The 25,275-nt window shown below is 39.3% G+C and carries 22 protein-coding genes; 13 read left to right on the top strand and 9 right to left on the bottom strand.

The annotated features are described in order from the left end of the window. The first annotated feature begins 142 nt into the window (after positions 1 to 142). Positions 143 to 2,467 carry a TonB-dependent receptor gene (locus I6J03_RS21940; protein WP_003006488.1) on the top strand — a complete coding sequence of 775 codons (2,325 nt, stop codon included), beginning with the start codon at positions 143 to 145 and terminating at the stop codon, positions 2,465 to 2,467. A 4-nt stretch (positions 2,468 to 2,471) separates the two neighbouring features. After that, positions 2,472 to 3,251 carry a DUF4249 domain-containing protein gene (locus I6J03_RS21935; RefSeq protein ID WP_003006485.1) on the top strand — a complete coding sequence of 260 codons (780 nt, stop codon included), beginning with the start codon at positions 2,472 to 2,474 and terminating at the stop codon, positions 3,249 to 3,251. Positions 3,252 to 3,253: 2 nt separating this feature from the next. Here the strand turns inward: I6J03_RS21935 and I6J03_RS21930 are convergent, their stop codons facing one another. After that, complete coding sequence (locus I6J03_RS21930) at positions 3,254 to 3,862, bottom strand: polysaccharide deacetylase family protein (RefSeq protein ID WP_003006482.1); 609 nt, start codon at positions 3,860 to 3,862, stop codon at positions 3,254 to 3,256. Positions 3,863 to 3,920: 58 nt separating this feature from the next. On the opposite strand from I6J03_RS21930, the gene I6J03_RS21925 reads away from it, so the two are divergent. Genes I6J03_RS21925 through I6J03_RS21910 form a run of 4 tightly spaced genes read left to right on the top strand, consistent with a single transcriptional unit; the run spans position 3,921 to position 8,220 of the window. Further along, on the top strand, positions 3,921 to 5,297 hold the full coding sequence (locus I6J03_RS21925) for a TolC family protein (RefSeq protein ID WP_003006478.1): 1,377 nt from the start codon (positions 3,921 to 3,923) through the stop codon (positions 5,295 to 5,297). Positions 5,298 to 5,323: 26 nt separating this feature from the next. Then, entirely contained in the window at positions 5,324 to 6,691 is a 1,368-nt protein-coding gene (locus I6J03_RS21920) for an efflux RND transporter periplasmic adaptor subunit (protein ID WP_003006474.1), read from the top strand. 60 nt (positions 6,692 to 6,751) lie between these two features. Beyond that, complete coding sequence (locus I6J03_RS21915; RefSeq protein ID WP_003006471.1) at positions 6,752 to 7,681, top strand: helix-hairpin-helix domain-containing protein; 930 nt, start codon at positions 6,752 to 6,754, stop codon at positions 7,679 to 7,681. A gap of 8 nt (positions 7,682 to 7,689) precedes the next feature. Next, positions 7,690 to 8,220 carry an adenine phosphoribosyltransferase gene (locus I6J03_RS21910; RefSeq protein WP_003006468.1) on the top strand — a complete coding sequence of 177 codons (531 nt, stop codon included), beginning with the start codon at positions 7,690 to 7,692 and terminating at the stop codon, positions 8,218 to 8,220. Positions 8,221 to 8,276: 56 nt separating this feature from the next. Here the strand turns inward: I6J03_RS21910 and I6J03_RS21905 are convergent, their stop codons facing one another. The 4 genes from I6J03_RS21905 to I6J03_RS21890 all read right to left on the bottom strand — a co-directional run bounded on the left by I6J03_RS21905 (position 8,277) and on the right by I6J03_RS21890 (position 13,951). Next, on the bottom strand, positions 8,277 to 8,720 hold the full coding sequence (locus I6J03_RS21905; RefSeq protein ID WP_003006465.1) for a VOC family protein: 444 nt from the start codon (positions 8,718 to 8,720) through the stop codon (positions 8,277 to 8,279). Between the two features lie 96 nt (positions 8,721 to 8,816). Continuing rightward, on the bottom strand, positions 8,817 to 9,281 hold the full coding sequence (locus I6J03_RS21900; protein ID WP_003006462.1) for an SRPBCC domain-containing protein: 465 nt from the start codon (positions 9,279 to 9,281) through the stop codon (positions 8,817 to 8,819). A 120-nt stretch (positions 9,282 to 9,401) separates the two neighbouring features. Further along, the gene (locus tag I6J03_RS21895) at positions 9,402 to 12,002 is read right to left on the bottom strand and encodes a DUF5686 family protein (protein WP_003006459.1); all 2,601 of its coding nucleotides are present in this window, start codon (positions 12,000 to 12,002) and stop codon (positions 9,402 to 9,404) included. Between the two features lie 239 nt (positions 12,003 to 12,241). After that, on the bottom strand, positions 12,242 to 13,951 hold the full coding sequence (locus tag I6J03_RS21890; protein ID WP_236586207.1) for an RluA family pseudouridine synthase: 1,710 nt from the start codon (positions 13,949 to 13,951) through the stop codon (positions 12,242 to 12,244). A gap of 130 nt (positions 13,952 to 14,081) precedes the next feature. Between I6J03_RS21890 and I6J03_RS21885 the strand changes: the two genes are divergently transcribed. Then, positions 14,082 to 15,041, top strand: a complete 960-nt coding sequence (locus I6J03_RS21885) for an aldo/keto reductase (RefSeq protein ID WP_201694003.1) — start codon at positions 14,082 to 14,084, stop codon at positions 15,039 to 15,041. Between the two features lie 36 nt (positions 15,042 to 15,077). Beyond that, positions 15,078 to 15,551, top strand: a complete 474-nt coding sequence (locus I6J03_RS21880; RefSeq protein ID WP_003006443.1) for a Dps family protein — start codon at positions 15,078 to 15,080, stop codon at positions 15,549 to 15,551. 114 nt (positions 15,552 to 15,665) lie between these two features. On the opposite strand, the gene I6J03_RS21875 is transcribed toward I6J03_RS21880, so the two are convergent. Next, entirely contained in the window at positions 15,666 to 16,124 is a 459-nt protein-coding gene (locus I6J03_RS21875) for a GNAT family N-acetyltransferase (protein ID WP_003006440.1), read from the bottom strand. A 68-nt stretch (positions 16,125 to 16,192) separates the two neighbouring features. Beyond that, the gene (locus tag I6J03_RS21870; protein ID WP_003006437.1) at positions 16,193 to 17,116 is read right to left on the bottom strand and encodes a DMT family transporter; all 924 of its coding nucleotides are present in this window, start codon (positions 17,114 to 17,116) and stop codon (positions 16,193 to 16,195) included. A 169-nt stretch (positions 17,117 to 17,285) separates the two neighbouring features. Between I6J03_RS21870 and fabV the strand changes: the two genes are divergently transcribed. Next, positions 17,286 to 18,488, top strand: a complete 1,203-nt coding sequence (fabV, locus tag I6J03_RS21865; protein ID WP_003006434.1) for an enoyl-ACP reductase FabV — start codon at positions 17,286 to 17,288, stop codon at positions 18,486 to 18,488. 109 nt (positions 18,489 to 18,597) lie between these two features. Here the strand turns inward: fabV and I6J03_RS21860 are convergent, their stop codons facing one another. Together I6J03_RS21860 and I6J03_RS21855 are read right to left on the bottom strand one after the other, a co-directional pair. Next, positions 18,598 to 19,185, bottom strand: coding sequence for a YceI family protein (locus I6J03_RS21860; RefSeq protein WP_201694001.1), 588 nt, complete (start codon positions 19,183 to 19,185; stop codon positions 18,598 to 18,600). A gap of 58 nt (positions 19,186 to 19,243) precedes the next feature. After that, positions 19,244 to 20,221, bottom strand: a complete 978-nt coding sequence (locus I6J03_RS21855; RefSeq protein WP_003006428.1) for a 2-hydroxyacid dehydrogenase — start codon at positions 20,219 to 20,221, stop codon at positions 19,244 to 19,246. A 325-nt stretch (positions 20,222 to 20,546) separates the two neighbouring features. Here I6J03_RS21855 and serC point away from each other — a divergent pair, with 325 nt between their 5' ends. From serC to lysA, 4 genes are all read left to right on the top strand, one after another. Beyond that, a complete protein-coding gene (gene serC / locus I6J03_RS21850) occupies positions 20,547 to 21,614 on the top strand; it encodes a 3-phosphoserine/phosphohydroxythreonine transaminase (protein ID WP_003006426.1) in 1,068 nt (355 codons plus the stop codon). A 95-nt stretch (positions 21,615 to 21,709) separates the two neighbouring features. Further along, positions 21,710 to 22,657, top strand: a complete 948-nt coding sequence (locus I6J03_RS21845; RefSeq protein ID WP_003006423.1) for a D-2-hydroxyacid dehydrogenase — start codon at positions 21,710 to 21,712, stop codon at positions 22,655 to 22,657. 130 nt (positions 22,658 to 22,787) lie between these two features. Then, a complete protein-coding gene (locus I6J03_RS21840) occupies positions 22,788 to 24,101 on the top strand; it encodes an aspartate kinase (protein WP_003006419.1) in 1,314 nt (437 codons plus the stop codon). 7 nt (positions 24,102 to 24,108) lie between these two features. Then, a complete protein-coding gene (lysA, locus tag I6J03_RS21835) occupies positions 24,109 to 25,269 on the top strand; it encodes a diaminopimelate decarboxylase (protein WP_201693999.1) in 1,161 nt (386 codons plus the stop codon). Positions 25,270 to 25,275: the final 6 nt, after the last annotated feature.

The following is a 25,275-nucleotide window of genomic DNA, read 5'->3' as shown; positions in this document are numbered from 1 at the left end:
TCGGTTGTAAATATTAATTTTTGTGTAAATTAATATTCAAATTACAGATTAACAATAAACTTAACAGAAAATAAACATTGGCTGTCAGATTGTTTTATCGGTATTTTATGCTATTTTTACCGGCTGAAAGATTTATGACAATATGTTTCTAAGAATATCAGCCCTTCTCATTTTTTTATTTGTAGTAAAAGTGTGCGTGGCACAAAATACGTATACCATCAGTGGATTTATACGGGATAATAGTACAGGTGAGACCTTAATAGGTGCCATTGTACAAGGTGAAGACCCAAAATTTATAGCACGAACCAACAATTACGGTTATTATGCGTTGAGCCTTCCTGCGGGACAGCATAAATTGACATTTCGTTACGTCGGTTATACTATAACTGAAGAAGTTATCACTATTAATGATAACATGAAGAAAAATGTTGAATTGATTCCTAATCAGAATGAACTGGAAGAAGTCGTTGTGTCTGCCCGTAAGAAAAACAGTAATGTAGAAAGTCCGCAGATGGGAAGTTTCAAGTTCAATACATCTGAAATCCGTAATATTCCTGTCGTCTTTGGTGAAAAGGATATCTTAAAAACATTCCAGTTGTTACCAGGAGTTGCGTCCGGAGGAGAGGGTAGTGCTAATTTCTATGTAAGAGGTGGAGGTGGAGACCAGAATCTTATCTTGCTGGATGAAGCCACTGTGTATAACTCTTCTCACCTTTTGGGTTTTTTCTCTACATTCAATTCAGATGCTATCAAAGATGTCGAGCTTTATAAAGGCGGAATCCCTGCTCAATACGGAGGGCGTATCTCATCTGTAATGGATATTACCATGTTAGATGGAAACAGCAAAGAATTCAGTATGGAAGGAGGGATAGGACTTATCGCTTCCCGGTTGAAGGTCGAAGCCCCAATTGTAAAAGACAAGAGTTCATTTATGATAAGCGGAAGAAGAACATATGCAGATATGTTCCTGAAGTTATCAAATGATGAAGATGCAAAGAAAAGTAAGCTTTACTTTTACGATCTGAATGCTAAAGCCAATTACAAACTGAATGACAAAAATACCATTTATGTTTCCGGATACTTCGGAAAAGACGAACTCGGTTATTCAGATAAATTCAGTTTTGATTGGGGAAATGCTACAGCTACCTTACGTTGGAATAATGTAATTAATGATAAACTATTCAGCAATACCTCACTGATCTACAGTAATTTCAATTACAATGTGAATGTAAATAGTGATAATAATGAATTTAAGATTGCCTCAAAGATCAATAACTGGAACTTTAAGGAAGATTTTCAATATTTCACCAATCCTAAGAATACCTTCAAATTCGGGGTTCACCTGCTTTATCAAAAAATATCTCCTGCAAGTCTGAATGCTATAGGAGGTTCGGAGGTCAACTCTATCTTTATCGAACCTCGTAAAGGCCTCGATGCATCTGCATACTTTTCACATGAGTGGAAGCCCACAGACCGACTTTCTATGATTTATGGTATGCGATTATCAGACTTTTTTGTACTTGGTCCGGGCACTTTCTACAACTATGATGAAGAAGGAGAACCGATAGGCAGCAATACTTACGGAGATAATAAAGTGATCAAGCAATACCTTAATCTGGAACCCAGATTATCCATGTCTTACAAGCTGAATGAAAAACAAAGTTTAAAATTATCGTTCAACCGTATCACACAAAATCTGCATCAGCTGACCAATACGACATCGAGTCTGCCTACTGACCAATATGTATTAAGCAGTGCAAATATCAAACCCCAGTATGCCAATCAGGGAGCATTCGGATATTTCCGCAACTTCAAAGACAATACCTATGAGTTTTCAGTAGAAGCATATTACAAACAAATGGGAAATCAGATCGATTTCAGAAATGGGGCAGACCTGCAGGCTAATAAGTATCTGGAAGGAGAGCTGTTGTATGGTGAAGGCAGAGCATACGGACTGGAATGGTATCTTAGAAAAAGAGAAGGACGCTTCAACGGATGGATCAGCTATACCTTATCCAAAAGTGAACGCCAGTTTGATGAGATCAATAACGGATCATGGTTCAATGCCAGACAAGACCGTACGCATGACGTATCCGTTGTAGGGATTTATCAATTGAGTAAGAAATGGACATTAGGTGCTACATTTGTATATAATACTGGTAATGCGATCACATTCCCTAGTGGTAAATATGAAGTGGATGGCCGTACGATGTTTTACTATACCGAAAGAAACGGATACCGTATGCCGGCCTATCACAGACTTGATCTTTCTGCTACCTATTCACGAAAACGTCCCGGCAAAAAATATCATTCCAGCTGGTCATTTGGTGTTTATAATGCCTACAACCGTAAAAATGCCTATATCATAGACTTCAGAGAAAACGAAGACAACTCGAATATTACAGAAGCGTATCGTATTGCATTATTCGGAGCTATTCCTTCTATTACCTGGGACTTTAAATTTTAATATCATGCAAAGAATTTATTATATCGTATTGTTGTTTAGTGTTTTGCTGGTCTCCTGTGAAGATAAGATTGATATAAATCTTAATGATGCCAGCCCTAAAGTTGTTATTGTAGGTGACTTAAGTAACCTTTCGGATCAGCACCAGATAAGAGTCAGTAAGACCATTGCCTTTAACCAACCGGCAAACAGTATTCCGGTGAATGATGCTGCTGTACAGGTGACAGAAGTGGGAGGGAGAACCTACACTTTTCAGTTAAGCGACCAGAATGGAAACTATTCAGTCCGTAATATGCAGCTGAGAGTCGGCAGATCATACAAGCTTAGTGTAACAGTTGACGGACAGGTGTATGAAAGTTTATCATCAGTGCCGCCTTATGTAGAAGTTGAAAAGTTTGGGTTGAAAGAGGAAAGCATTTTTGGAGAGATTTATAAGTATGTCGTTTTTACTTTTACTGATCCCGTAGGAGTAGAAAACTATTACCGCTATCTGATCTCTGTGAATAAGAAAAAGATGGAATTCGCAGCTGTATTAAGTGATAAATTCAACGATGGATTATCCGTATCTCATGATATTGCCAATGAAGATAATGACCTTTTCACAGGTGATGAAGTAGTCATTCGCAGACAATGTATAGATAAAGGTGTGTACAGATACTGGAATGATTTTCAGCTTACTAATCCGGGATCGGCATCACCTGCCAATCCTACATCAAATATTACAAACGGCGCACTTGGATACTTTAGTACCAGCAGTGCTAAAGAATATTCAACCATTATTGAATAATCTTATAAAGTGTGAAATGTATACCCTAATGCAGTAAAATGTTCCAATGTTTTAGGCAGGGCATAAGTAACTCTTGGAATGGCTTTGATATTGTCGTGAAAGACAATGACAGAGCCATTTTTTGTATACTTTAAAACGTTTTTAAGGCAATTTTCAGGTGTCAGTTCCAGATCAAAATCACCGGAAAGAATATCCCACATAACGACCTGATATTGTTTTAACTGCCGAAGCTGACTTCTTTTGGGACGTCCGTACGGAGGTCTGAAAAGATCCGTCCCGGTTAGTTGCTGACATTTACTGATGTTTTCCAGATACTCCTGATCAGGAGTATCCCATCCCTTCAAATGATTGTAAGTATGATTGCCTACACGATGTCCTTCCGCAAGTATGCGCGCGTAAATTTCAGGGTGTTTTACAATATTCTCTCCCACACAAAAGAAAGTTCCCCTGACATCAAAAGCCTTTAAGGTGTCCAGAATATATGGTGTGATCTCCGGTATTGGACCATCATCAAATGTTAAATACAGTTTTTTCTCTTCTCTGGATTTGTTCCATAAGATATTGTTCGGATAATACCACTTCAGAAAAAATGGTGCTTTAACTAAATACATGTTGTGAAATTCAAATAATTATACCAAATTTATGAAATCATAACATTTTAATAGAAGAATGGCCAAAAAATTGACCAACTACCTAGTTTTGGGGGCATGCTTATCATTGGCAACATTTTGTCAGGCGCAGAGCAATATTACTGTCCAGGAGGCCATAAAGCTGACTCTGGAGCGTAATCTGCAAATAAAAGAGGCAGAATACAGAAGGCAGCTCACCGAGCAGGATGTGTCGCAGGCGAAGGGTAATCTTTATCCGAATCTTAGTCTGAACGGTAATCAGAGTAATAATTATGGTTTTGGATTTGACCAGGTAAGTGGTAATGTTGTCCGCGGGCAATGGAATCATAATGCTAATGCTCAATTATCCTCTTCCTATGCTGTATTTCAGGGATTTCAACTTGTAAATCAGGTGAAGGCAAATAAACTTCAATTGCTATCGGATGCAACAGCTGTGGAAAAAGCTAAGAATGATCTTATTCTGTCTGTACTGACCAATTATCTGCAGGCGATTACGAATAATGAGCTATATGAAGCAAGTAAGCAACAATTAAAACTTTCCAAAGAACAACTTCGTACAGATTCTATTCAGTTTGAAGTCGGCAACAAGACATTGGCGGATCTTTCTCAGGCCAAGAACCAGGTTGCTACGGATGAATTAAATATGCTTAATTCCAATAATGCATATGAATTGTCCATGCTGGAGCTGAAGCAGCTGATGGAGATGCCGGGCGACACCAGTATTTCACTTGTTAAACCCGATATATCAGCGTTAATATCTGAAGCAACTACTTATGATGCACGGAATGTATTTTCCCGTGCTCTGGACACACAGCCGGACATCAAACAGGCTCAGATCAATACACAGGTTGCCGAAAAGAATATAGAAATTGCACAGGGCGGATATTATCCTACAGTATCGATCTCTACCGGATATGGAACTAATTATTCTTCCAATGCTAAAAAAGTTGATCCTAATACTTTAGATCCCATGAATCCGCAATTTATACGGATGCCTTTCGGGGAACAATTGGATCAGAATAAATCATTCTCCGCAGGGCTGTCTCTCAATGTTCCGATTTTTAATAACAGAAGAACAAAAACAGCGGTTGCAAAGGCTAAAATTGGCAGATTGCAGGCACAAAATCAGGAAGATCTGGTCAAGCGGAATCTGAATAAAACAATTAATCAGGCTGTACTGGATCTGAAAGCTGCACGTCAGCAGTTTGTATCGTCAGAAACAGCTTTTGTAACAGCAAAAGAAGCCTATGAGGTCATCAAGGAACGTTATGATGTAGGCATGGCGAATGCAATGGAACTATCTACCGCACAGACAAAAATGAATAAAGCTGAATTTGATATGATTCAGGCAAAATATACATCTGTATTCAAGGAAAAAGTAATAGATTACTATATTGGCAATCCAATAAAATTTTAAATTGCAAAACTTATTATTAACGATAAATGGCTAAGAAAAAAAATAGACTTCCTCTCATTCTGGTAATTGCGGCAGTAGTAATTCTCGTCGTATTTGTTGCCGGCAATAAATTGGGATGGTTTGGTGATGGTAACGTAATCAAAGTAGCGGTGGATAAGGTTCAGGAGCGAACTGTTCACGAACTGGTATCAGCCAGTGGTAAAATCCAGCCCGAATTTGAAGTCAAACTGAGTTCTGAAGTTTCAGGGGAGATCATTGAACTGAATATCAAAGAAGGAGATGTCGTAAGGAAGGGACAAGTACTGTGTCGTGTAAAACCCGATATTCTTCAGTCCGGTTTTGATCAGGCGGTAGCGTCATTGAATATACAGCGTGCAACATTAGCTTCTTCGCAACAACAGTTGAAGCAACAGGAAGCTAATTTTGTGAATACTGAAGCCACATTCAAAAGAAATCAGGAGCTTTTCAAAAAACGTGTAATATCTGCAGCAGAAATGGACAAGGCAGAAGCGGATTATCGCAGTGCACTGGCTTCTATAGAAGCGCAGAGACAGAGTGTGCGTGCTACCCGATACGGGATCGATCAGTCGCAGGCATCAGTCAAACAAGCCGGAGATAATCTGGCAAGAACAACTATTTACGCTCCTTCAGATGGTGTCATTTCTTTGCTGTCTGTAGAACTGGGAGAACGTGTAGTAGGAACTGCACAGATGGCCGGTACTGAGATCATGCGTATTGCGAATATGTCATCTATGGAAGTGAATGTTGATGTCAATGAAAATGATATAAACAGAGTGAAGCTGGGAGATCAGGCCGATATAGAAGTAGATGCTTTTCAGGGTCGTAAGTTTGTAGGAGTGGTCACTGAAATAGCGAGCTCATCAAAGAGTGCAGCAACTACTACAGCGGCATCTACGGCTGAGCAGGTAACAAACTTTAATGTGAAAGTAAGGATATCTCCGGAATCATACGCAGATATACTGAATAACAATCTCAAGAACCCCTCTCCATTCAGACCGGGCCTTTCTGCAACAGTTCAGATCAGAACTAAGACTTCTTCAGGATTGGTAGTGCCGATTCAATCAGTTACTATCCGTACCGATGAGATCAAATCTGATGAAACTAAAGGAGATGATGCCGCGAATAAAGAGGATAAATCTAAAAAAGCTGATAAAACTGAAAATGCAGGAGCTAAAGAATATGTATTTGTGGTAAACGGAAAAGAGGTCGATATGGTGGAGGTCAAAACCGGTATTCAGGACGATAATAATATTATCATCTTGTCGGGATTGAAGAAAGATCAGGAAGTTGTCTCCAGACCATTTAATGCAATTTCAAAAACTTTAAAAGATAAAAGTAAAGTTGAAAAAGTAGATAAGGATAAGCTTAATTAAGAAATCCTTTACCAGGCTTATTCTTATTTCTTTTCTAATGACAAACATTAAAAATGGGATATGAATAAGCTATTTTATTTTTTCAGACTAAGCAGGGCAGAGCAAAATGGCTTCTTTGTGCTGCTGGTATTGATAGGCTTAATGACTTTCAGTCCGATCGTGTGGAATTTAATACATACATCACCTTCTGTTTCTTACCAGCTCCATATTTTTGAAGATGATAAAACGGTACAATCCTATACCGAAATAGAAAAGCAGGAATCTTTAGATCCGGGATCAACATATTATTCTTCCAAAGCTACGCCTCTTAATGCGGTGAACTATTTTGAATTTGATCCTAATCAACTTACAGCAGAAGGATGGGAAAAATTAGGATTCAAAGCCTATCAGATCCGTATGATCCTCAACTATACTACCAAAGGAGGTAAATTTTATAAAAAGGAGGATCTCCGCAAAATATATGCTATCAAAGAATCCGACTATCAACGGATTGAAGCATACATACGTATCCCCAGGACTCCATCACCGGATCATAATTCCACTACTGAAACATCAGCGAAATATCCCAAAACGTATCAAAATACGTTAAAAACAGTCGTTATCGATATCAATACGGCCGATACTACCGCATGGATGTCATTGAAAGGAATAGGACCTTCATTTGCCCGACGTATAGTCAGATTCAGAGATGCTCTCGGAGGATTCTATACGATTCAGCAGATTAAGGAAGTGTATGGTATGGATGCTGAGCGCTACAAAACGATCGAAAGTTCCTTGCGGGTTGTAAGTACAGATATCAGGCAACTGGAGCTGAATACACTGACTGCTGCTGAATTAGCCAGGCATCCTTATATAAGTTATAAACAGGCTACAGCTATTGCCAACTATCGTAGAGAACACGGGAATTATAAAAATATAAATGATTTAAAAGCAGTACTTCTTCTTGATGAAGAATTTTTGCGTAAACTTGAACCTTATTTGAAATTTTAGCTTATCAGATGATAGAACAACGATTAAGAGAAGTAATCCGGGATATTGAGGATTTTCCAAAACCCGGTATAGTTTTTAAAGATATTACACCCATACTGAAAGATGCGGAATTGTGTACGGCTGTAGTTGAAGCTTTTATACAGCGGCTGGAAGGTAAACGAATTGATGCAGTAGCGGGTATAGAGAGCAGAGGATTTCTTTTTGGGATGATGCTGGCAAACCGACTCAATGTTCCTTTTATTCCCATCCGCAAGCAGGGTAAGTTGCCGTACAATACGATTTCCGAATCTTATGCACTCGAATACGGACAAGCTACAATAGAGGTACATGAAGATGCATTCGAGGCCGGGCAGCATATTCTGATTCACGATGATCTGTTAGCTACGGGAGGGACAGTGGTGGCAGCAAGTAAGCTGATTGAAAAGCTAGGTGGTCAGGTAGCTGGTTTCAGTTTTGTGATCAGTCTGGATTTTTTACATAGTCAGGGCCGGTTGACCCGGTTTAATCACGATATTATTTCACTGGTACATTATACCTAACAAAAGAAGAGCATCGGACCTTAATCCGATGCTCTTCTTTTGTTATTCTGAATCCGCTATTGCCCCCAGCGGTCAAGTTTGCTTCCGTCATAGTTGATCATCCAGCATATTCCGTACTTATCTTTGAAGGAACTGTATAATTGAGACCAATATGTTTCTTCCATTGGCATCTCGACCTCTCCACCTTCAGATAATCCTTTATACAGCCGCAAGGCTTCTTCAGACGAATCTGCTGCCAGTAAGATAAAAGAATTATTACCTCTGTTGATTGCAGAACCATAGTCATCATGTACATCAGCACCCATAAGCACAAAATGTTTGCTGATAGGAAGTACTACATGCAGTATTCTGTTGCCGATTTCATCCGGTATTTCTTCAGGAGAAGGCATATCCTGATAGCGCATAAAGGATCTGAATTCTCCTCCAAATACAGATTTGTAAAAATTAAATGCATTTTCGGCCTGACCGTCAAAATTAAGGTAATGATGTACTTTTGCCATAACGACTGTATTATAGTTTATATTAGTTATTGATCACTTTCATAGGGAAAAAGTGTCTTTTTTTTTAAACAATATGTATGCAGAGGTTATTTGCGACTAATGTCCGGCAGGAAATTTGTCTGCAATCAACCCGGGATTGATGCCTTGTTCCATATATACTTTCAATCCGTCTACAACAGTCGTGAATCCACCGGTAGAGTCTGTCAGAAAGGAGATCAGTTGCTCATCTTCTAACACCTCAAAACCATAATTCCGGATTTGTACATATGTACTTTCCGGGCTGACAGGTTGGAAGAGAAAATCTATATGCGTGCGGGGCTCACCCCATAGAACACTTATTTTTTCATTTGTAAGAATATCCAGTACTTCTACTTCGGCAGAGACGTCGTACATTTCCCATGTCCAGACTACAGTTTTGCCTTTTTCAAGAATAGAACTACCGGATGTAAACCAAAAATGACGGGTTATTTCCGGATCAATAAAAGCTGTAAACACATCCCCCACAGGTCTGCGGACAAGCATTTGCGCCTCAATAACGATGTCTTTTTTGTTTATATTCAATGGTTTATACAATAGTTATCTAAATTTAGAGATTTTTATTCACTCGGACAATAAAAAAGGGAAGTTTTTGCAAACTCCCCCTTAACTAGAAAACTAAATATAAAAAATATATAGATACGGCTAAAAATCAAATTTAATACGTGCTCTGATTCCCCAACTTGGAGCATCCGGATGATCCAGATAGTTGAGACGTTTGACAGCGTCTACACGTAAGATCTTAAATATATTGTACAAACCTACGCTGGCTTCCATATAAGGACGTCCATCTGCAAATGTGTAAGAGATCGGAACATTATCTTCATTCTTCTGGAATGTAAAGACTTTATTGGTGATATCCGGATTGTTCTCGTTACGTAAACCTCCGTATACCGCTTTGAAACTAAACACCTCTCTCCATTTTAATTTTTTGACCAACGGGATCTTATTCAGAATAAAACCATTCATATAATATTGAATATTAGTGTAAGCGGAATGATCACTTACAAATTCCATAAAGTTCATCAGGTTGAATGAATTCAACTGATATGCATAGGTCTGATTCGCCCTGTGGATAGTAAGTAAAGGGAATGGTATTTCATTACCCGCGATATAGGTTCCTTCCAGATTGACATCTGCGTATCCCAGTTGTGACAGATAGAAACGTTTGAATACACCTCCTGTAAAGTTGTGATAGTTGTATTCTCCATCCAGCAAGCCTTTCACTCCACCCGTATAATTCAGCGTGAAAATAGGGTACTTATTAAATATTGGAGTTCTGTACAGCTTACCCTGATAATATTGTTCTTTTGGTGCCCAACGTAAGCCCACTGAGATCTCAGTTGTATTTAACTCGTTAAACAGTTTTGAATTTCCGTTTTCATCCAGCATCTGGTAAGTAAGTATTCCGGCTGGCTGTTGTTTCCATTTGCTGACCCCGACTGTATAAGATAAGTTATTATCAAATTCTCTTTTGTATTCTAAACGGTAGATATCATTATAGAGGAAACGTTCGTTCTCTCCGCGTTTGAAAGACAATAAGAAGTTGTCTTCCTGAATAAATTCCAGATTTTGTCCCGGGATTTTGGTGTCTCTCTGAAAAGAGGCACGGATATAATGCATCGGGAAGGAATATACGGACTTATTATTCAATGAGTATGTTCCGCTGATAAAATACTTCCATTTCTCATCTTTAAAACCATATGCAGCATAGGATTCGGCATAGAAACGTTTACTGAAAGCTTCTGTTGTACGTCCGCCCACACGTAATCTCAAGCCTTCTACAGGGTTGAAACTGTAAAACGTATTGACTGGGCCGATCTCTACAGGACCAGCCTGCTTGTAACCCGAAAGCACAAGAGCTGCTATATCCATAAAGCGTTTGAAAGAAGGCATCATTTGTAACGTATCGATATTACGATAGATTACAGATTCATTTTTCTTAAGCGCTACAGGACGGTGCGTACTCCAGTATTGTTCATCAAATGCCTGAGTTCCTTTTTTGTTTTCATTGACAATCACAACATCAGGACCCTGGTATATGCTGTCCGGCTGTACGATACCGGTCTTAAAGTCGGTATAGGAGACGGTACGCTGTCCCCGGATACCGGTTCCTTTTTCGGAAAGAGCAAAGTCCATCGCCAGCGAACTGCTGGTCAAAAAGAAACGACCACTCTTATCTTTACTGAAATCCAGATCGATAGCCATATCCCTTACGAAATTAAGGTTAATACCATCGGCAACCGTTAACTCCGCTTTACGTACTGCATAATTGCCATCTAAAGTAATATACAATTTTCCTTTAAACAACATATCTGCTTTATTACGGGGAAAGAAGCTAAGTTCAACCAGATATGGGGATTCAGTCTTGATTGTATCCGTAATAAAAAACTTATAAAAAGTAGGAGATGATCCGGCGATCGGACTCAAAAACTGATTCGTCAATAATGAAATATTATTGTCGTAGATATCAATGTTTTCGTAAAGTCTGTTGAAGTAATTACTCAGTCCGTTGTTATCTACAAATTTGGGGTCAAACTGTGCCTTCTGCTCTGCGATGACAAATTGCTTGGTCTTTTTCGGACTCCTGCGCTGGTATACCTGAGATAATTTCTCTTCTATATAAGCCGGTAATACATATCTGTTTTCATTTTTTACAGAATCATCTTTTTCAAATAAAAACTGGTATTGTTTGAATATTTTTCTGTTTTTAAATTTTTCAGACAGATTGCTGAGTGCCATTGAGATCTTCTCATATTGCTGAAACTCAGCATAATCCTGAGCTTCTAACCTGTTTTTTTCTTTATTATCGATAACCTTGCGGATCAATTCTACAGCTGGATTATCTTTATTTCTGTATTTTGCTTTCTTCGCTTTGACCACTACTTCTTCCAGAACATTTTCTTCCGGAACAAGATTAATCGTGATGTTATCCGAATTGGTAGGATTGATCAGAATATCCTGTGACTCATAACCGACATAGGTAACTCTGAATTTAGTATAACTTCCATCGATTTTTAAACTAAATTCTCCACGGCTGTCGGTTGAAGTGCTGTTTCCGGCAGGAGCTCCGATAACGGCAATAGTAGCGTAATCTATAGGTTTACGAGTCACAATATCCAATACTTTACCTTTCAGCATAATTTGCTGACCAAAAACGGAAGTTGTGCCAATAAATGTCAAAAGCACAAAGAGTAAACCCTTCCAGATTTGTTTGGTAAATATTTCACTCATAGTAGTTTTCATTTAGTATCTAGTTTGTTCCGTTTACTAAAACTAAACTTTTGACTTTTTAATCAAAATGTTTAAATTTTCTAATAAACATTGCAAAATTAAATAATTATTAACAGAAAAGTAAGTGTCTCTACGTCTTAAAAATAATAAGAAAGGATAAAATTATGTTAGTGTCAGATCCTGAGTGACTTACGGTTTAAAATGACGAAATAATTGACAAAATTTTGACTAATTGGACCTTCTGGTCAACTTTAAAAAGGTGCTTTTACTTCAAAAACAACTGTTTTTTTTGTTCGGGGATGTACAAAAGAAAGGTATGCAGCGTGCAAATGAAGTCTGTTGGATTTAGTACCATAGAGATCATCTCCGACTATAGGGATATGTAGTCCCAGCAGGTGAGCTGCATGTACGCGAAGCTGATGCGTGCGTCCTGTTACTGGAAAGAAAAGAATCTTTGTTTGTCCGTCTGTACGGGATAATACCTGATATTTCGTCACGGCTTTTTTGCCATATTCATAGCATACCATCTGCCGTGGCCTGTCATCCAGATCCAGGCGCAGTGGAAGATCAATAATTCCTTCATCTTCTTTGACCACCCCATCAAGAAGAGCAACATAGCGTTTTTCAATACTGTGATTGATAAATTGCTGTTGGATAAACTTGTGGGCATCTTTGTGTTTAGCAATCAGCAGAATGCCTGAGGTAGACATGTCCAGCCTATGTACTATAATGGGGCCTGTTGCTTCCGGAAAAGCAGCCTGCATACGGGTATAAACAGAATCCTGTATATGAATGCCCGGAACGGATAAGAATTCAGCAGGCTTATTGACTACTGCAATATCTTCATCGTCATACAAGATCTCTAAATCAGCCTGTGCTTTTGGGGCTTCAAGTAAGGGATTATCTTCGAGTAACATGCCATCCAGCATATGGGATAGAATAGGTTCACACTTTCCTTTACATGCCGGGTAATAGTTTTTATGCTTTCGAATTTCAGATGAAGGTGAATCTCCCCACCAGAATTCAGCCATAGCAACGGGAGTGAGCCGGTTCAGAAAAGCATATTGTAATAGTTTGGGAGCTGCACACTCACCTGCTCCGGCTGGAGGCACAGATTGATTAAAGTCTTCAAATATGGAGCGAATATCTTTGGATATACCTTTTTTATTGAGAAATACGTATTGCTCGAAAAGCCGGGATTGCAATAGCGCAGATTTAGACTTTCTTTCTTCTTTGAGTACAGATATACGGCTATAATAATTATCCAGTTGCTCCTGAATCGCTGTGATTTTTGATTTCCAGTCTTTTTGCAGGACAGCCAGCTCATGTTTGTCACGAAGAGATTGCTTAATCAGGTCGGCCTCCAACAGTTGAAACTCAGTTGCAGAGAGGATCCCGGTCTGTACAAAACGGATATGTTTTCGTTCCTCTTTTAATTTTTTAAGATGTAGTCTGAAAAGTGTAATGGATTCTTCTGCAGATCGGGTTACAGTTTCCAGATCTGTATTTAGTTTTGCCAGGCTATCATTCTGTTCGAGTGACGCTATCTGCCGGTTTCTCTCGTTGATTTCTTCTTCTTCCAGCAGAAAAAAACTGTCTTTTTGCAACATATCGAAGATCGGTGGAACAAAATGTTTATGAGCATTGGTGCCAGCCAGCTTACCTGAAAAGGCACACAGGTATCCCGGAGTTCCGGAGGGATCCGTTACAACCAGTACACCAAACATCTTACCGATCACCGGCTGATCGGATGGATTGCCCAATCCGAAATTATGCTGCCAATCAGACTGATGTTGCAGATAATGCTGCAACTCCTTGCTTGCAATTATACTCAGTGCATGCGGTTCATAGCAGAAAGGAAAAGTAAACTTTCCGGGCATAGGAATATTCCGGATATCCTGACTGAAGTGATGAAGAAATTCGGGTTTGCCCATAATCCGCTGACTGCTATATCTTTTCAAGTGGCAAAGGTAATAAATCCTAAAAACATTCTTCACGATATTGTAAACAAAGAAAATTTTGACAATCAGATCATATCGGAAAGCAAACAAATCCCGACATTGATTGTACTATTATAAAGCAATCGCATATATGAGAAAAGTAAGATTAGGCCAGTCTGATCTGGAAATCGTTCCTTTGGTTTTCGGAGGAAATGTATTTGGCTGGACATTAGATGAAAAGCAGTCATTTGATATTTTAGATGCTTACCTGGATAAGGGATTTGATGCTGTAGATACGTCCAATCAGTATTCGCACTGGGTGCCGGGGAATACAGGAGGGGAGTCCGAAACTATTATCGGAAACTGGCTAAAGAAGAGCGGCGGCAGAGATAAGATTGTACTGATGACAAAAGTGGGAGGGACTTTTCCCGGAAATCCAAAGCCCAATACGTCTAAGAAACATATTCTTGAACAGGTAGACGTTTCATTAAAAAGATTGCAGACGGATTATATTGATCTTTACCAGACCCATTATGATGATGAAAGTATTCCTGTAGAAGAAACACTGGAAGCATATGAGCAGTTGGTAAAGGAAGGCAAAGTAAGATGGATAGGAACTTCTAATATGTCAGCACAGCGGGTACTGGAATCTATAGAGCTAAGTGAACAACAGCATTGGCCACGCTATCAGACTTTGCAGCCGGAATATAATCTCTTTTCAAGAGAAAAATATGAGACAGAATATGAGCAACTTGCTGTAGAGCAGCAGCTTGGTGTATTGACTTACTACTCCTTAGCAAGCGGTTTTCTAACGGGCAAATACAAGAGTGAAGCGGATTTTAATCAATCGGCAAGAAGTGAAGGTGTTAAAAAACAATACTGGAACGAACGCGGAAAGCGTATTGTAGCAGCACTGGAGGAGGTCGCAGATGCTTATAAAACAACTTCTACGGCTGTGGCTTTGGCCTGGCTGATCGCAAGACCATCTGTAGCGGCTCCGATTGTCAGTGCGACCAGAGAAAATCATCTCGAGCCATTTGTATCAGCCGTGCAATTACAGCTTAGTCCTGAATCCATGGAAAAGCTGGACGCTGCAAGCGATTGGAAATAACAGAATTAATTTAATAATTTATCAAATATCATTATCATGAAAACTAATATTGGAATTAAAAGTGAACACTTAGAAAAAGTTGCTCAGGCATTGAATATTTTATTAGCTGATGAAACCGTATTATATGTCAAAACCAGAAATGCACACTGGAATATTGAAGGAAGTGATTTCCATGCGGTTCATTTGTTTTTTGAGGAACAATACAATCAACTTTCAGAAACTATAGACGATATCGCTGAGCGTGTACGTTCATTGGGACACTACGCTGTAGGCACTATGAAACAGTATCTGGAAATAGCGCATTTATCAGAATCCACTCATGGTAAGAATGATAGCAAGACTTATATGAAGGAATTGTTAGGTGACCATGAGTCCATTATCATGTATATACGCGGACTGGTTGATGAATTTGAAGAAAAATATGGAGATAGCGGAAGTTCAGATTTCGTAACAGCTTTATTGGAGCAGCACGAGAAAATGGCCTGGATGTTACGCTCACATTTAAGCTAAACAAAGCAGCTTTTATAAAACAGGCCTGAGCTAACTCAGGCCTGTTTTTTTGGATATTGGCGAAGGGATTACTGCACCAACCTTTCCGCTGCCGGCCAGAAGGGTTTGCCGTGATTAAATTTCTTTTTCGAAACAAACACTGCTCTCCATATTTGCATATTGTCCATAGTTGGGAATTATTTTAAAGCGGTGTTTCTTATACAAACCAATAGCCTCTATCATTTTGTCGCCTGTCTCCAGAATACATTTGCCATAGCCCAGTTCTTTTGCCCAAACTTGCAATTCATTCAATATTTTACCTGCAATCCCTTTCCCTCGCATCTCAACAGGTACAAACATCCTTTTAACTTCCATTATACCATTTCCATACTCTTTTATTGCTCCGCAACCAATGACTCTATCCGCTTCGTAAGCAACCACTACATGCCGGATTAAGTCAATTTTATTGTACCGAGCAAAGAAAGTATTTGTTTCTCCGTTTTTAATGGCTAAGTCTTTATCAAGTTCAAGTACCAATTTTTGAAAATCCAGGTTGTCTGAGTTTGTTCTCTTCAGGGTGTAGGTCTGTTCCATTTATTTTTTGGTTATTGGATTTGTCAGAATTGTTGTAAACTATATTTTAAGTCCTTTTATACGGATAATTATGTTGTATGCCGACTATGTAAGATCATGCCTGCTATCACTAATACTATTCCGGCTAATGAATACATGTCCGGAAATGCGCCATGAAGAATCAGCAGTTCGCCAATCAAAGCAAAGATAACTTCCATCGACTGGGTTGCCTCTACAGCTGCAAGCTTATGCGGACTATTGCGTACGCGGTCTGTCGCTGTAAAAAACAAAACAGTAGCAATGACACCTGAAGACAAAGCTACTATAAAAGTCTGTGTAAACTGTCCGGAAGAAGGTAGCCCGTCCTGATGATAGGCAAAGGAACACAGGATAATCCAAAAAGGCATACTGCAGATGGTCATACCCAGAGTTCTTTGATAAGCGTCTAACTTTCCGTCAGTGACCATCATCATCTTGCGGTTTCCGAGCGGATAAGCGATTGCTGAGATCAGGACGGGAATAGTACCCATTGCAATATCAGCCCAGCTGGTGAATTTAGCCTGACTGATCTGCATAATAACAATTCCCAGAATAATAAGGGCTGAAAATGTCAGCGATCCTTTAGAAATCTGGTTTGCTGCACGGGGGCTGAGCAGAGGAGCCAACAGCATTCCGAATATAATAGTGGTCTCGAAAGTACTGGCAACCAACCAGGAGGGGCCAAACTTGGCTCCGAAAGTCAGTGTACTGTAGAATACTCCAAATCCGACAGTACTCCACAGGATCCAGGACCAGAAATTTGCCTTAATCGCTGCAAAAGTTAGCTTTAAGCCCTTACGAAAACCGACAATGATCATCAGTAAGGGGAGCATCCATACAAAACGTAAGGCTGCAGACCAGATCCAGTGCCCGCCATCCAGAGACATTGCTCTGTTAAGTACAAAAGTAGCAGCAAAAAACAAGGAAGATATAACTCCCAAAAAAATCGGAGATATCCTGATTTTGTCCGGCATAGTATTGATTTAGATAATTATACAAGCATATGAGCGTCCGAAAATAGGAATTTCAGTTGGTGGATAAAAGATCGGACCCGCATTTATTGTAACAATAAATCTCTTTTTTAAATTGAAAATTGTTTATTTTGTACCATATATCAAAATTAAAACTGTAAAAAGTTAGCGCATGATCATACAACCAAGAACGAGAGGATTTATATGTTTGACTTCGCATCCGCAAGGAGCTGCCCAAAACATTAAAAATCAAATTGAATATGTGAAATCGAAAGGTACTATCACAGATGGTCCTAAGAAAGTATTAGTAATAGGTGCTTCTACAGGCTTCGGTATCGCATCCCGTATTACAGCTGCCTTTGGTTCGGGAGCGGCTACTATTGGCGTTTTCTTTGAAAAACCTGCTACAGAAGGTAAGCCAGGTACTGCAGGCTGGTACAATTCTGCTGCTTTTGAAAATGAAGCTAAAGAAGCCGGATTGTATGCGAAAAGTATCAATGGCGATGCATTCTCTGATGAAATCAAAAAAGAGGTAATTGACCTTATTAAGAGAGATCTGGGTCAGGTGGATCTGGTTGTGTATTCTTTAGCATCTCCACGTCGTACGAATCCTAAAAATGGTGTTAGTTATGCTTCAGTGTTGAAGCCTATCAGCCAGCCGTTTACAGATAAAACTGTTGATTTTCATACAGGTGTAGTTTCTGATATTTCTATTCAGCCTATAGAGAATGAAGAAGATATAGCAAATACTGTAGCTGTAATGGGAGGTGAAGACTGGAAATTCTGGATTGAAGATCTGAAAGCTGCCGGAGTATTGGCAGAAGGAGTGAAGACAGTCGCTTATTCTTATATTGGCCCTAAGCTGACGTATCCTATTTATAGAAACGGTACAATCGGAAAAGCTAAAGACGATTTGGAAGCGACAGTGCCTGTCATCAATGATTTGTTGAAAGATCTGCACGGTATTTCTTATGTCTCGGTTAATAAAGCATTGGTAACACAGTCCAGCTCTGCGATTCCGGTAGTTCCTCTTTATATTTCATTGTTATATAAAGTGATGAAAGAAAAAGGTATTCACGAGGGAACGATCGAACAGATCCAGCGTTTGTTTGCAGAAAGATTATACTTAGACAGTACAATTCCTACAGATGATAAAGGACGTATCCGTATCGATGATCTGGAAATGCGTGAAGATGTACAGGAAGAAGTAGCTAAATTGTGGGATAAGGTCACTACCGAAAATCTTAGCGACATCAGTGATATCAAAGGATACCGTGATGAATTCTTTAATTTGTTTGGTTTCAATGTTGACGGTATTGACTATGAAGCGGACACAAATGAGGTCGTAAACGTACCTAGTTTAGCAAATAATTAATCAGTTTGTTTTGCAGACTGACCTTTATATTAAGGTTATAAAAAAATCCCCGTTATTAGACGGGGATTTTTTTGTTTTGGTTGTGTGCGGTGCAATTCCTGTCAAAGGTTTATTTTTTTGCAAGCAGCTTTACCGATAATGTGAATTCATCATAAATAAACTTATCACCTATATCTGCGAATATAGATTTTGATTTATATTGAATACCAAATTTTGTTCTGTCCACGGTGATTTTATCAGCAGTAGCACTGATTGTTTTATCACTATTCCAGGTGATAGTTGCCGGAAAGCTGATGGATTGTGTAACACCTTTAAGAGTCAGATTACCTGTAATATTTACATTACTGCCACTACCTTCCACTTTTTTGATAATAAAATGAGCGGTCGGGAATTTTTCTACACCAAAGAAATCGTCTGCTTTCAGGTGTTTTTCAAGTCCGGCACTTTTGTCGGCATCTTTAATGCTGGCCATGTTGATCACAAAACCGCCACCTGTAAGTTTTTTTCCGGTAAAATCGAGTGTGCCGGTAGTCAGGTCGACTGTTCCGGTATGTGAGCCGCTAACTTTATCACCTTTCCATACAATAGAGGATTTTGATCCATCTACACGATAGGTTTCTGTTTTTTGAGCATAGGTCAGAATAGAAAAACTGTTGATGACAGTTAATAGTAAGATTGAGAAGATTTTTGATTTCATTTGAATGGCTGTTTTTTTATAAAGATATTAAGTGTTTTTTCATTGGACAGGTGATTTTCTATGCTTTGTAAACTTCTACGTTAACGATCTGGGGCATATGGTTTGATTTAGAGGCTGCTATCAGATTATTTGCAGCCATTTTTATCATATTTGTACGTGTCTCGATGGTAGCTGATCCGATATGCGGAAGTACGCATACGGATGGAAGCGTAAGTAAGGGGCTGTCTGCCTTCATGGGTTCAGGATCTGTGACGTCTAATCCGGCTCCCCATATATCTCCGTTTACCAGAGCAGTATACAGATCTTGTTCATGAACGATTTTGCCGCGACCGGTATTAATCAGAATGGCCGAATTTTTCATTCTGGCAAATGTTTCCTTATTAAAACGATATTGTGTCTCTGGACTGAGATTGGCATGTACAGACAGCACATCACTCTGTGTCAGGAGCTCATCAAAGTTGACATATTCGGCATTCAGCACTCGCTTTGCTGTTTCATTGGGATGGCGATTGTGATAGATGATCTTCATGCCATATGCGGCCTGTGCTTTACGGGCAAGTTCAAGACCAATCCTGCCTAATCCATAGATACCTAATGTCTTTCCGTTAAGCTCTACTCCAAGGTCTTTTGTAAATTCAAAATCATTCCACTTTCCCTCTCTGATTTCATTTGCTCTGTAGAAAGCTTTTCTGGACACCGCCAGCATTAATAAGAATGCAACATCTGCAGTAGCTCCACTGAGCACATCAGGAGTGTTGCTTACCGGAATCCCGGCCTTACTGGCGGCATCCATATCCACATGGTCATAGCCTACACTAGCCAGTGCAATGCCTTTAAGATGAGCACAATTATCAAAAAAATGTTGATCCAAACGTACTCCGCCTACATTTAATAAAAGATCTGCAGACTGACACTCCTTTATCAGTTCTTCTTTTGTCAGTTTTTTATTTTCCGTATTGACAGTGGAGGTCAGACCATGTTTGCTCAGATAATCCAATCCTTCCTGTGGTACATTTCTGGATATGTATACTTTCATTATGCTTTTCAATTTAAAGCTGTCAATTTAAGAATTATTTAGACTAAATAGTATCTGTAAGACAAATCATGATATATAAATGATGTTTGCATAAGATAAGAGGGTGATTTTTAGCAAAGTACAAGATGTAATATTGCTTCGTGATAATTTGTATTCAATTGGGTTAAAAACGTAGTAATTTCATATCAATAGCGGAAATGTCTTAAATCGTTTTTAATAAAAGTGTAATATGTGTGAAAAATTTGTAAAAATAGTTCTACCTTTGCAATGGATTAGGCAAACGATTGTCTTCCATTACAAAATCATCAATTAAAATTTTATATCCATGAAACACAATTTTGGAGCAGGGCCATGTATTTTGCCAAAGGAGGTTTTTCAAGAAGCTGCACAGGCTGTTATCGATTTCAATAACACAGGATTATCAATTTTAGAAATTTCGCACCGTTCCAAAGATTTTGAAGCTGTAATCTCGGAGACTGAGCGTTTAGTTCGTGAGTTGTTGAATGTGCCACAAGGGTATTCAATTTTATTTCTGCAGGGTGGTGCAAGTACACAGTTTGCGATGGTGCCGTTAAACCTTCTTCCTGAAGGTGGAAAAGCTGCTTATTTCGATACAGGTGTATGGGCAACCAAAGCTGCTAAAGAAGCGAAGAAGATAGGACAGGTAGAGGTGGTAGCTTCTTCAAGTGACCGCAACTATACCTATATCCCGAAAAACATTACTGTACCTTCGGATGCTGCTTATTTCCATTATACTACTAATAATACGATCTATGGTACAGAGGTATTCGATATCCCTCAATCCGCTGTACCGGTAGTCGCTGATATGTCTTCTGATATTTTAAGTCGGGAGATCAATGTTTCTGATTATGGTCTTATCTATGCGGGAGCTCAAAAGAATATGGGGCCTGCAGGTGTTACACTTGTTATCGTTAAAGATGACCTTTTAGGTAAAACAGGACGTACTCTTCCAAGTATCTTTGATTATGACAGCCATATCAAAGGTGGATCTATGTACAACACACCTCCTGTATATTCTATCTATGTATCTATGCTCAATCTGCGTTGGTTGAAAGCTAAAGGTGGTATATCTGTTATCGAACAGGAAAATATTGTTAAAGCACGTACATTGTATGATGAGATTGACCGCAATTCACTGTTCAAAGGTACAGCAGAAGTAGAAGATCGTTCCCGAATGAATGTTACTTTCGTTATGAATAACCCTGAATTGGAAGGTGAATTTCTGGAATTAGCTAAAGAGCGTGGTCATATCGGACTGAAAGGTCACCGCTCAGTAGGAGGTTTCCGTGCTTCTATCTATAATGCATTGAGTATTTCCTCTGTAAATGCATTAGTAGATACTATGCAGGAGTTTGAAGAAAAGTATAAATAATAAGATTACGGATGAAATCATCCCGATTTTTCGGACCATATGGTGTAACGAAAACAGAGGATGATTTCATCTTTTTATAAAATAAATTAGTACTGATGAAAATATTAGCAAATGACGGAATCGATCCAATCGGAAAAAAATTATTGGAAGATGCCGGATTTGAGGTAGATACAAATCATATTCCGCAAGAGGAACTGGCTGCAAAGCTGAATAACTACGATGCAATTACGGTACGTAGTGCTACTAAAGTAAGACAAGCCCTTATAGATGCCTGCCCGAATATCAAGGTAATTGGCAGAGGTGGTGTCGGAATGGATAATATTGATGTGGAATATGCCCGCAGCAAAGGTATAGCTGTCATCAATACACCGGCTGCATCATCCCTTTCTGTTGCTGAATTAGTATTCGCACATCTTCTTAACGGTGTACGTTTCTTATTCGATGCCAATCGTAAAATGCCTGTGGAGGGATCAACAAATTTTGCCGGTCTTAAAAAAGCATACGCTAAAGGTATTGAGTTACGGGGTAAGACAATTGGTATAGTAGGCTTTGGACGTATAGGTCGTGAAACGGCTAAAATTGCTTTAGGACTTGGTATGGATGTTGTTTTTTCTGATCTGTATGATGGGCCGGCATCTCTGGAGCTTTCGCTCTCAGGAGGTATCAAGGTAGAAGTACCGGTGAAACAAGTCGGTCTGCAGGAGCTTTTCAGTGTTTCTGATTTTATCTCCCTACATGTTCCGTTTACAGACAGGCCGGTAATCGGCAAAGAAGAGTTTGCATTGTTGAAAGACGGAGTAGCGTTAGTCAATGCATCTCGTGGTGGTGTGATTGATGAGCTTGCATTAATTGAAGCACTGGATTCAGGAAAAGTTTCTTTTGCTGCACTGGATGTTTTTGATGATGAACCGGCTCCTCGTGCGGGAATCCTTCAGCATGCAAAAATTTCATTGACACCGCACATCGGAGCGGCTACAAATGAGGCTCAGGAACGCATAGGTGAAGAACTTGCTACTTTAATTATTCAACAGCTGAAGAAGTAATTGTTGTAAATCATAATTTACGGCACAAAGCGTAAGTTTACACTTTGTGCCGTTTTTGTTTAATAGCATTACTTTTTTTGTATATTCACCGCGCAAAACATAAAACTGTTTTATACATTTTTTTTAAAATATGAAAATTCTAAAATTTGGAGGCACATCTGTCGGAAGTGCTGCACGTATCAAAGGGTTGTTAGAGATTGTAAACCCTTCTGAACGTCAGATCGTAGTGTTGTCTGCTGTAGCAGGAACAACAAATGCTTTAGTCGAAATCAGTCAGGCTTATCTGGTAGGTAAGAAGGACGAGGCCAAGCAACTGATCAAGCAGCATAAGGATAAGTATGAGTCACTGATTAAGGAACTTTTCACAACAGATCAGGGATACAAAAACGGTAAAGATCTTATTGATTATCATTTTGATTTTATTGGTTCTCTTTCTAACGAGCACTTTACGCCGATAGAGGAAAAAGTGGTCCTTGCTCAGGGGGAACTGATCTCTACTGCTTTGTTTCACTTTCACCTGAATGAGATCGGTGTACCTTCAGTGCTGTTGCCGGCATTGGATTTTATGAAAATCGATGAAGATAACGAACCTATGGTCAGTTATATCGGCGAAAAATTAAATGCATTACTTGCTAAATACCCGGACAATACACTGTTTATTACGCAGGGATTCATTTGTCGCAACTCGTTCGGTGAGATCGATAACCTACGCAGAGGAGGATCTGACTACACTGCATCGCTGATTGGTGCTGCTATTCAGGCGGACGAAGTACAGATATGGACGGATATAGACGGTATGCACAATAATGATCCACGCGTCGTAAAAAATACTACACCTATAGCACATCTTAGTTTCAATGAAGCTGCTGAGCTGGCTTATTTCGGAGCAAAGATCTTACATCCGCAATCTGTATTTCCTGCTCAGAAATATAATGTACCTGTGCGGGTATTGAATACAATGGATCCTAAAGCTGCCGGTACACTGATCAGTAAAGATGGTGCACAGAAAGGTATTATCCGCGCTATTGCTGCAAAAGATAATATCACCGCTATTCATATTCATTCATCCAGAATGTTGCTGGCATATGGTTTCTTACGTAAAGTATTTGAGATATTTGAAAGATACAAGACTCCTATAGATATGATTACCACATCGGAGGTAGCGGTGTCTCTTTCTATTGACGATACAACGCATCTGGCAGATATTATTAAAGAAGTAGAAGATTTCGGAACGGTATCGGCAGATGAAAATCAGACTATCGTATGTGTGGTTGGTGACTTTGGTCAGAATACACATGGATATGCAGCACGTGTACTGGATGCTGTAAAGCATCTTCCTATTCGTATGATTTCTTATGGTGGTTCGGACTATAACGTTTCGATTCTGATGGATTCCGAATACAAAACTGAGGCATTACGATCATTACACAACCGTTTATTTTAATTTCCATATGTTCAGTACGAAACAGCTGGCTTCTTTCGAGCATCAGGAGACGCCATTTTATTACTATGATATGAGTTTGCTGGAGCGCACACTGGATGCGTGTGCTGCAGCGGCAGGTAAAAGAGGATTTCACGTACATTATGCCTTAAAAGCTAATTTCAATGACCGTATTCTTCAGCTTATTCAGGCTAAAGGTTTCGGAGCTGATTGTGTAAGTGGTAATGAAGTGAAAAAATCTATTGAAACGGGCTTTAAAGCGGATAAAATTACGTTTGCCGGTGTTGGTAAATCGGATAAAGAGATTCGTTATGCATTGGCACATGAGATATTTGCGTTCAATGTAGAATCTATTGAAGAGATGGAGGTCATCAATGCTTTGGCAGGGGAGACAGGACAGATCGCAAATGTATCCCTGAGAATAAATCCGAATGTGGATGCACAGACACATCATTATATCACAACTGGACTGGATGAAAATAAATTTGGTATCCCTAATTCTGAGCTTGAAAAATCTGCTGCTATACTAAGGGAGTCAAAGCATCTTAATCTGGTTGGATTACACTTTCATATCGGTTCGCAGATCGTAGATCTGAATGTATTTAAAAGCCTTTGTGTGAAGGTCAATGAATGGAAGAACTGGTTTGAGGAGAGAGGTACTACGATCAAAGTATTAAATGTTGGTGGCGGACTGGGTGTCGATTATAAAGATCCTGATGGTAATCCTGTAACGGATTTTGAGGCTTACTTTGATATTTTTGACAGATTTTTAGAGCGTAATTCGCATCAGGAAGTTCATTTTGAATTAGGGCGGGCATTAGTCGCACAATGTGGCAGTCTGCTAAGTCGTGTCTTGTATACAAAGAGTGGCATCAAGAAAAATTTTCTTATTCTTGATGCAGGCATGACAGAACTGATGCGTCCGGCACTATATCAGGCGTATCATAAGATCGAAAGAGTAGGAGAGTCCGATCAGGAGGAGATCAACTATGATGTTGTAGGGCCAATCTGTGAGAGTTCAGATTGTTTCGGTAAGGAAGTTCCGTTACCTGTAAGCAAAAGAGGTGATCTCATTGCGATACGAACAGCCGGTGCTTACGGAGAAGTGATGTCTTCGCATTACAATCTTCGGGAAGAAATACGGTATGTATATTCAGACGAAATCGTATAAACTATA

Origin of the sequence: Sphingobacterium spiritivorum (genome assembly GCF_016724845.1) — a bacterium.
In the GTDB taxonomy this organism is placed as follows: Bacteria; Bacteroidota; Bacteroidia; order Sphingobacteriales; family Sphingobacteriaceae; genus Sphingobacterium; species Sphingobacterium spiritivorum_A.
This window is presented reverse-complemented; position numbering and strand designations above follow the sequence as displayed.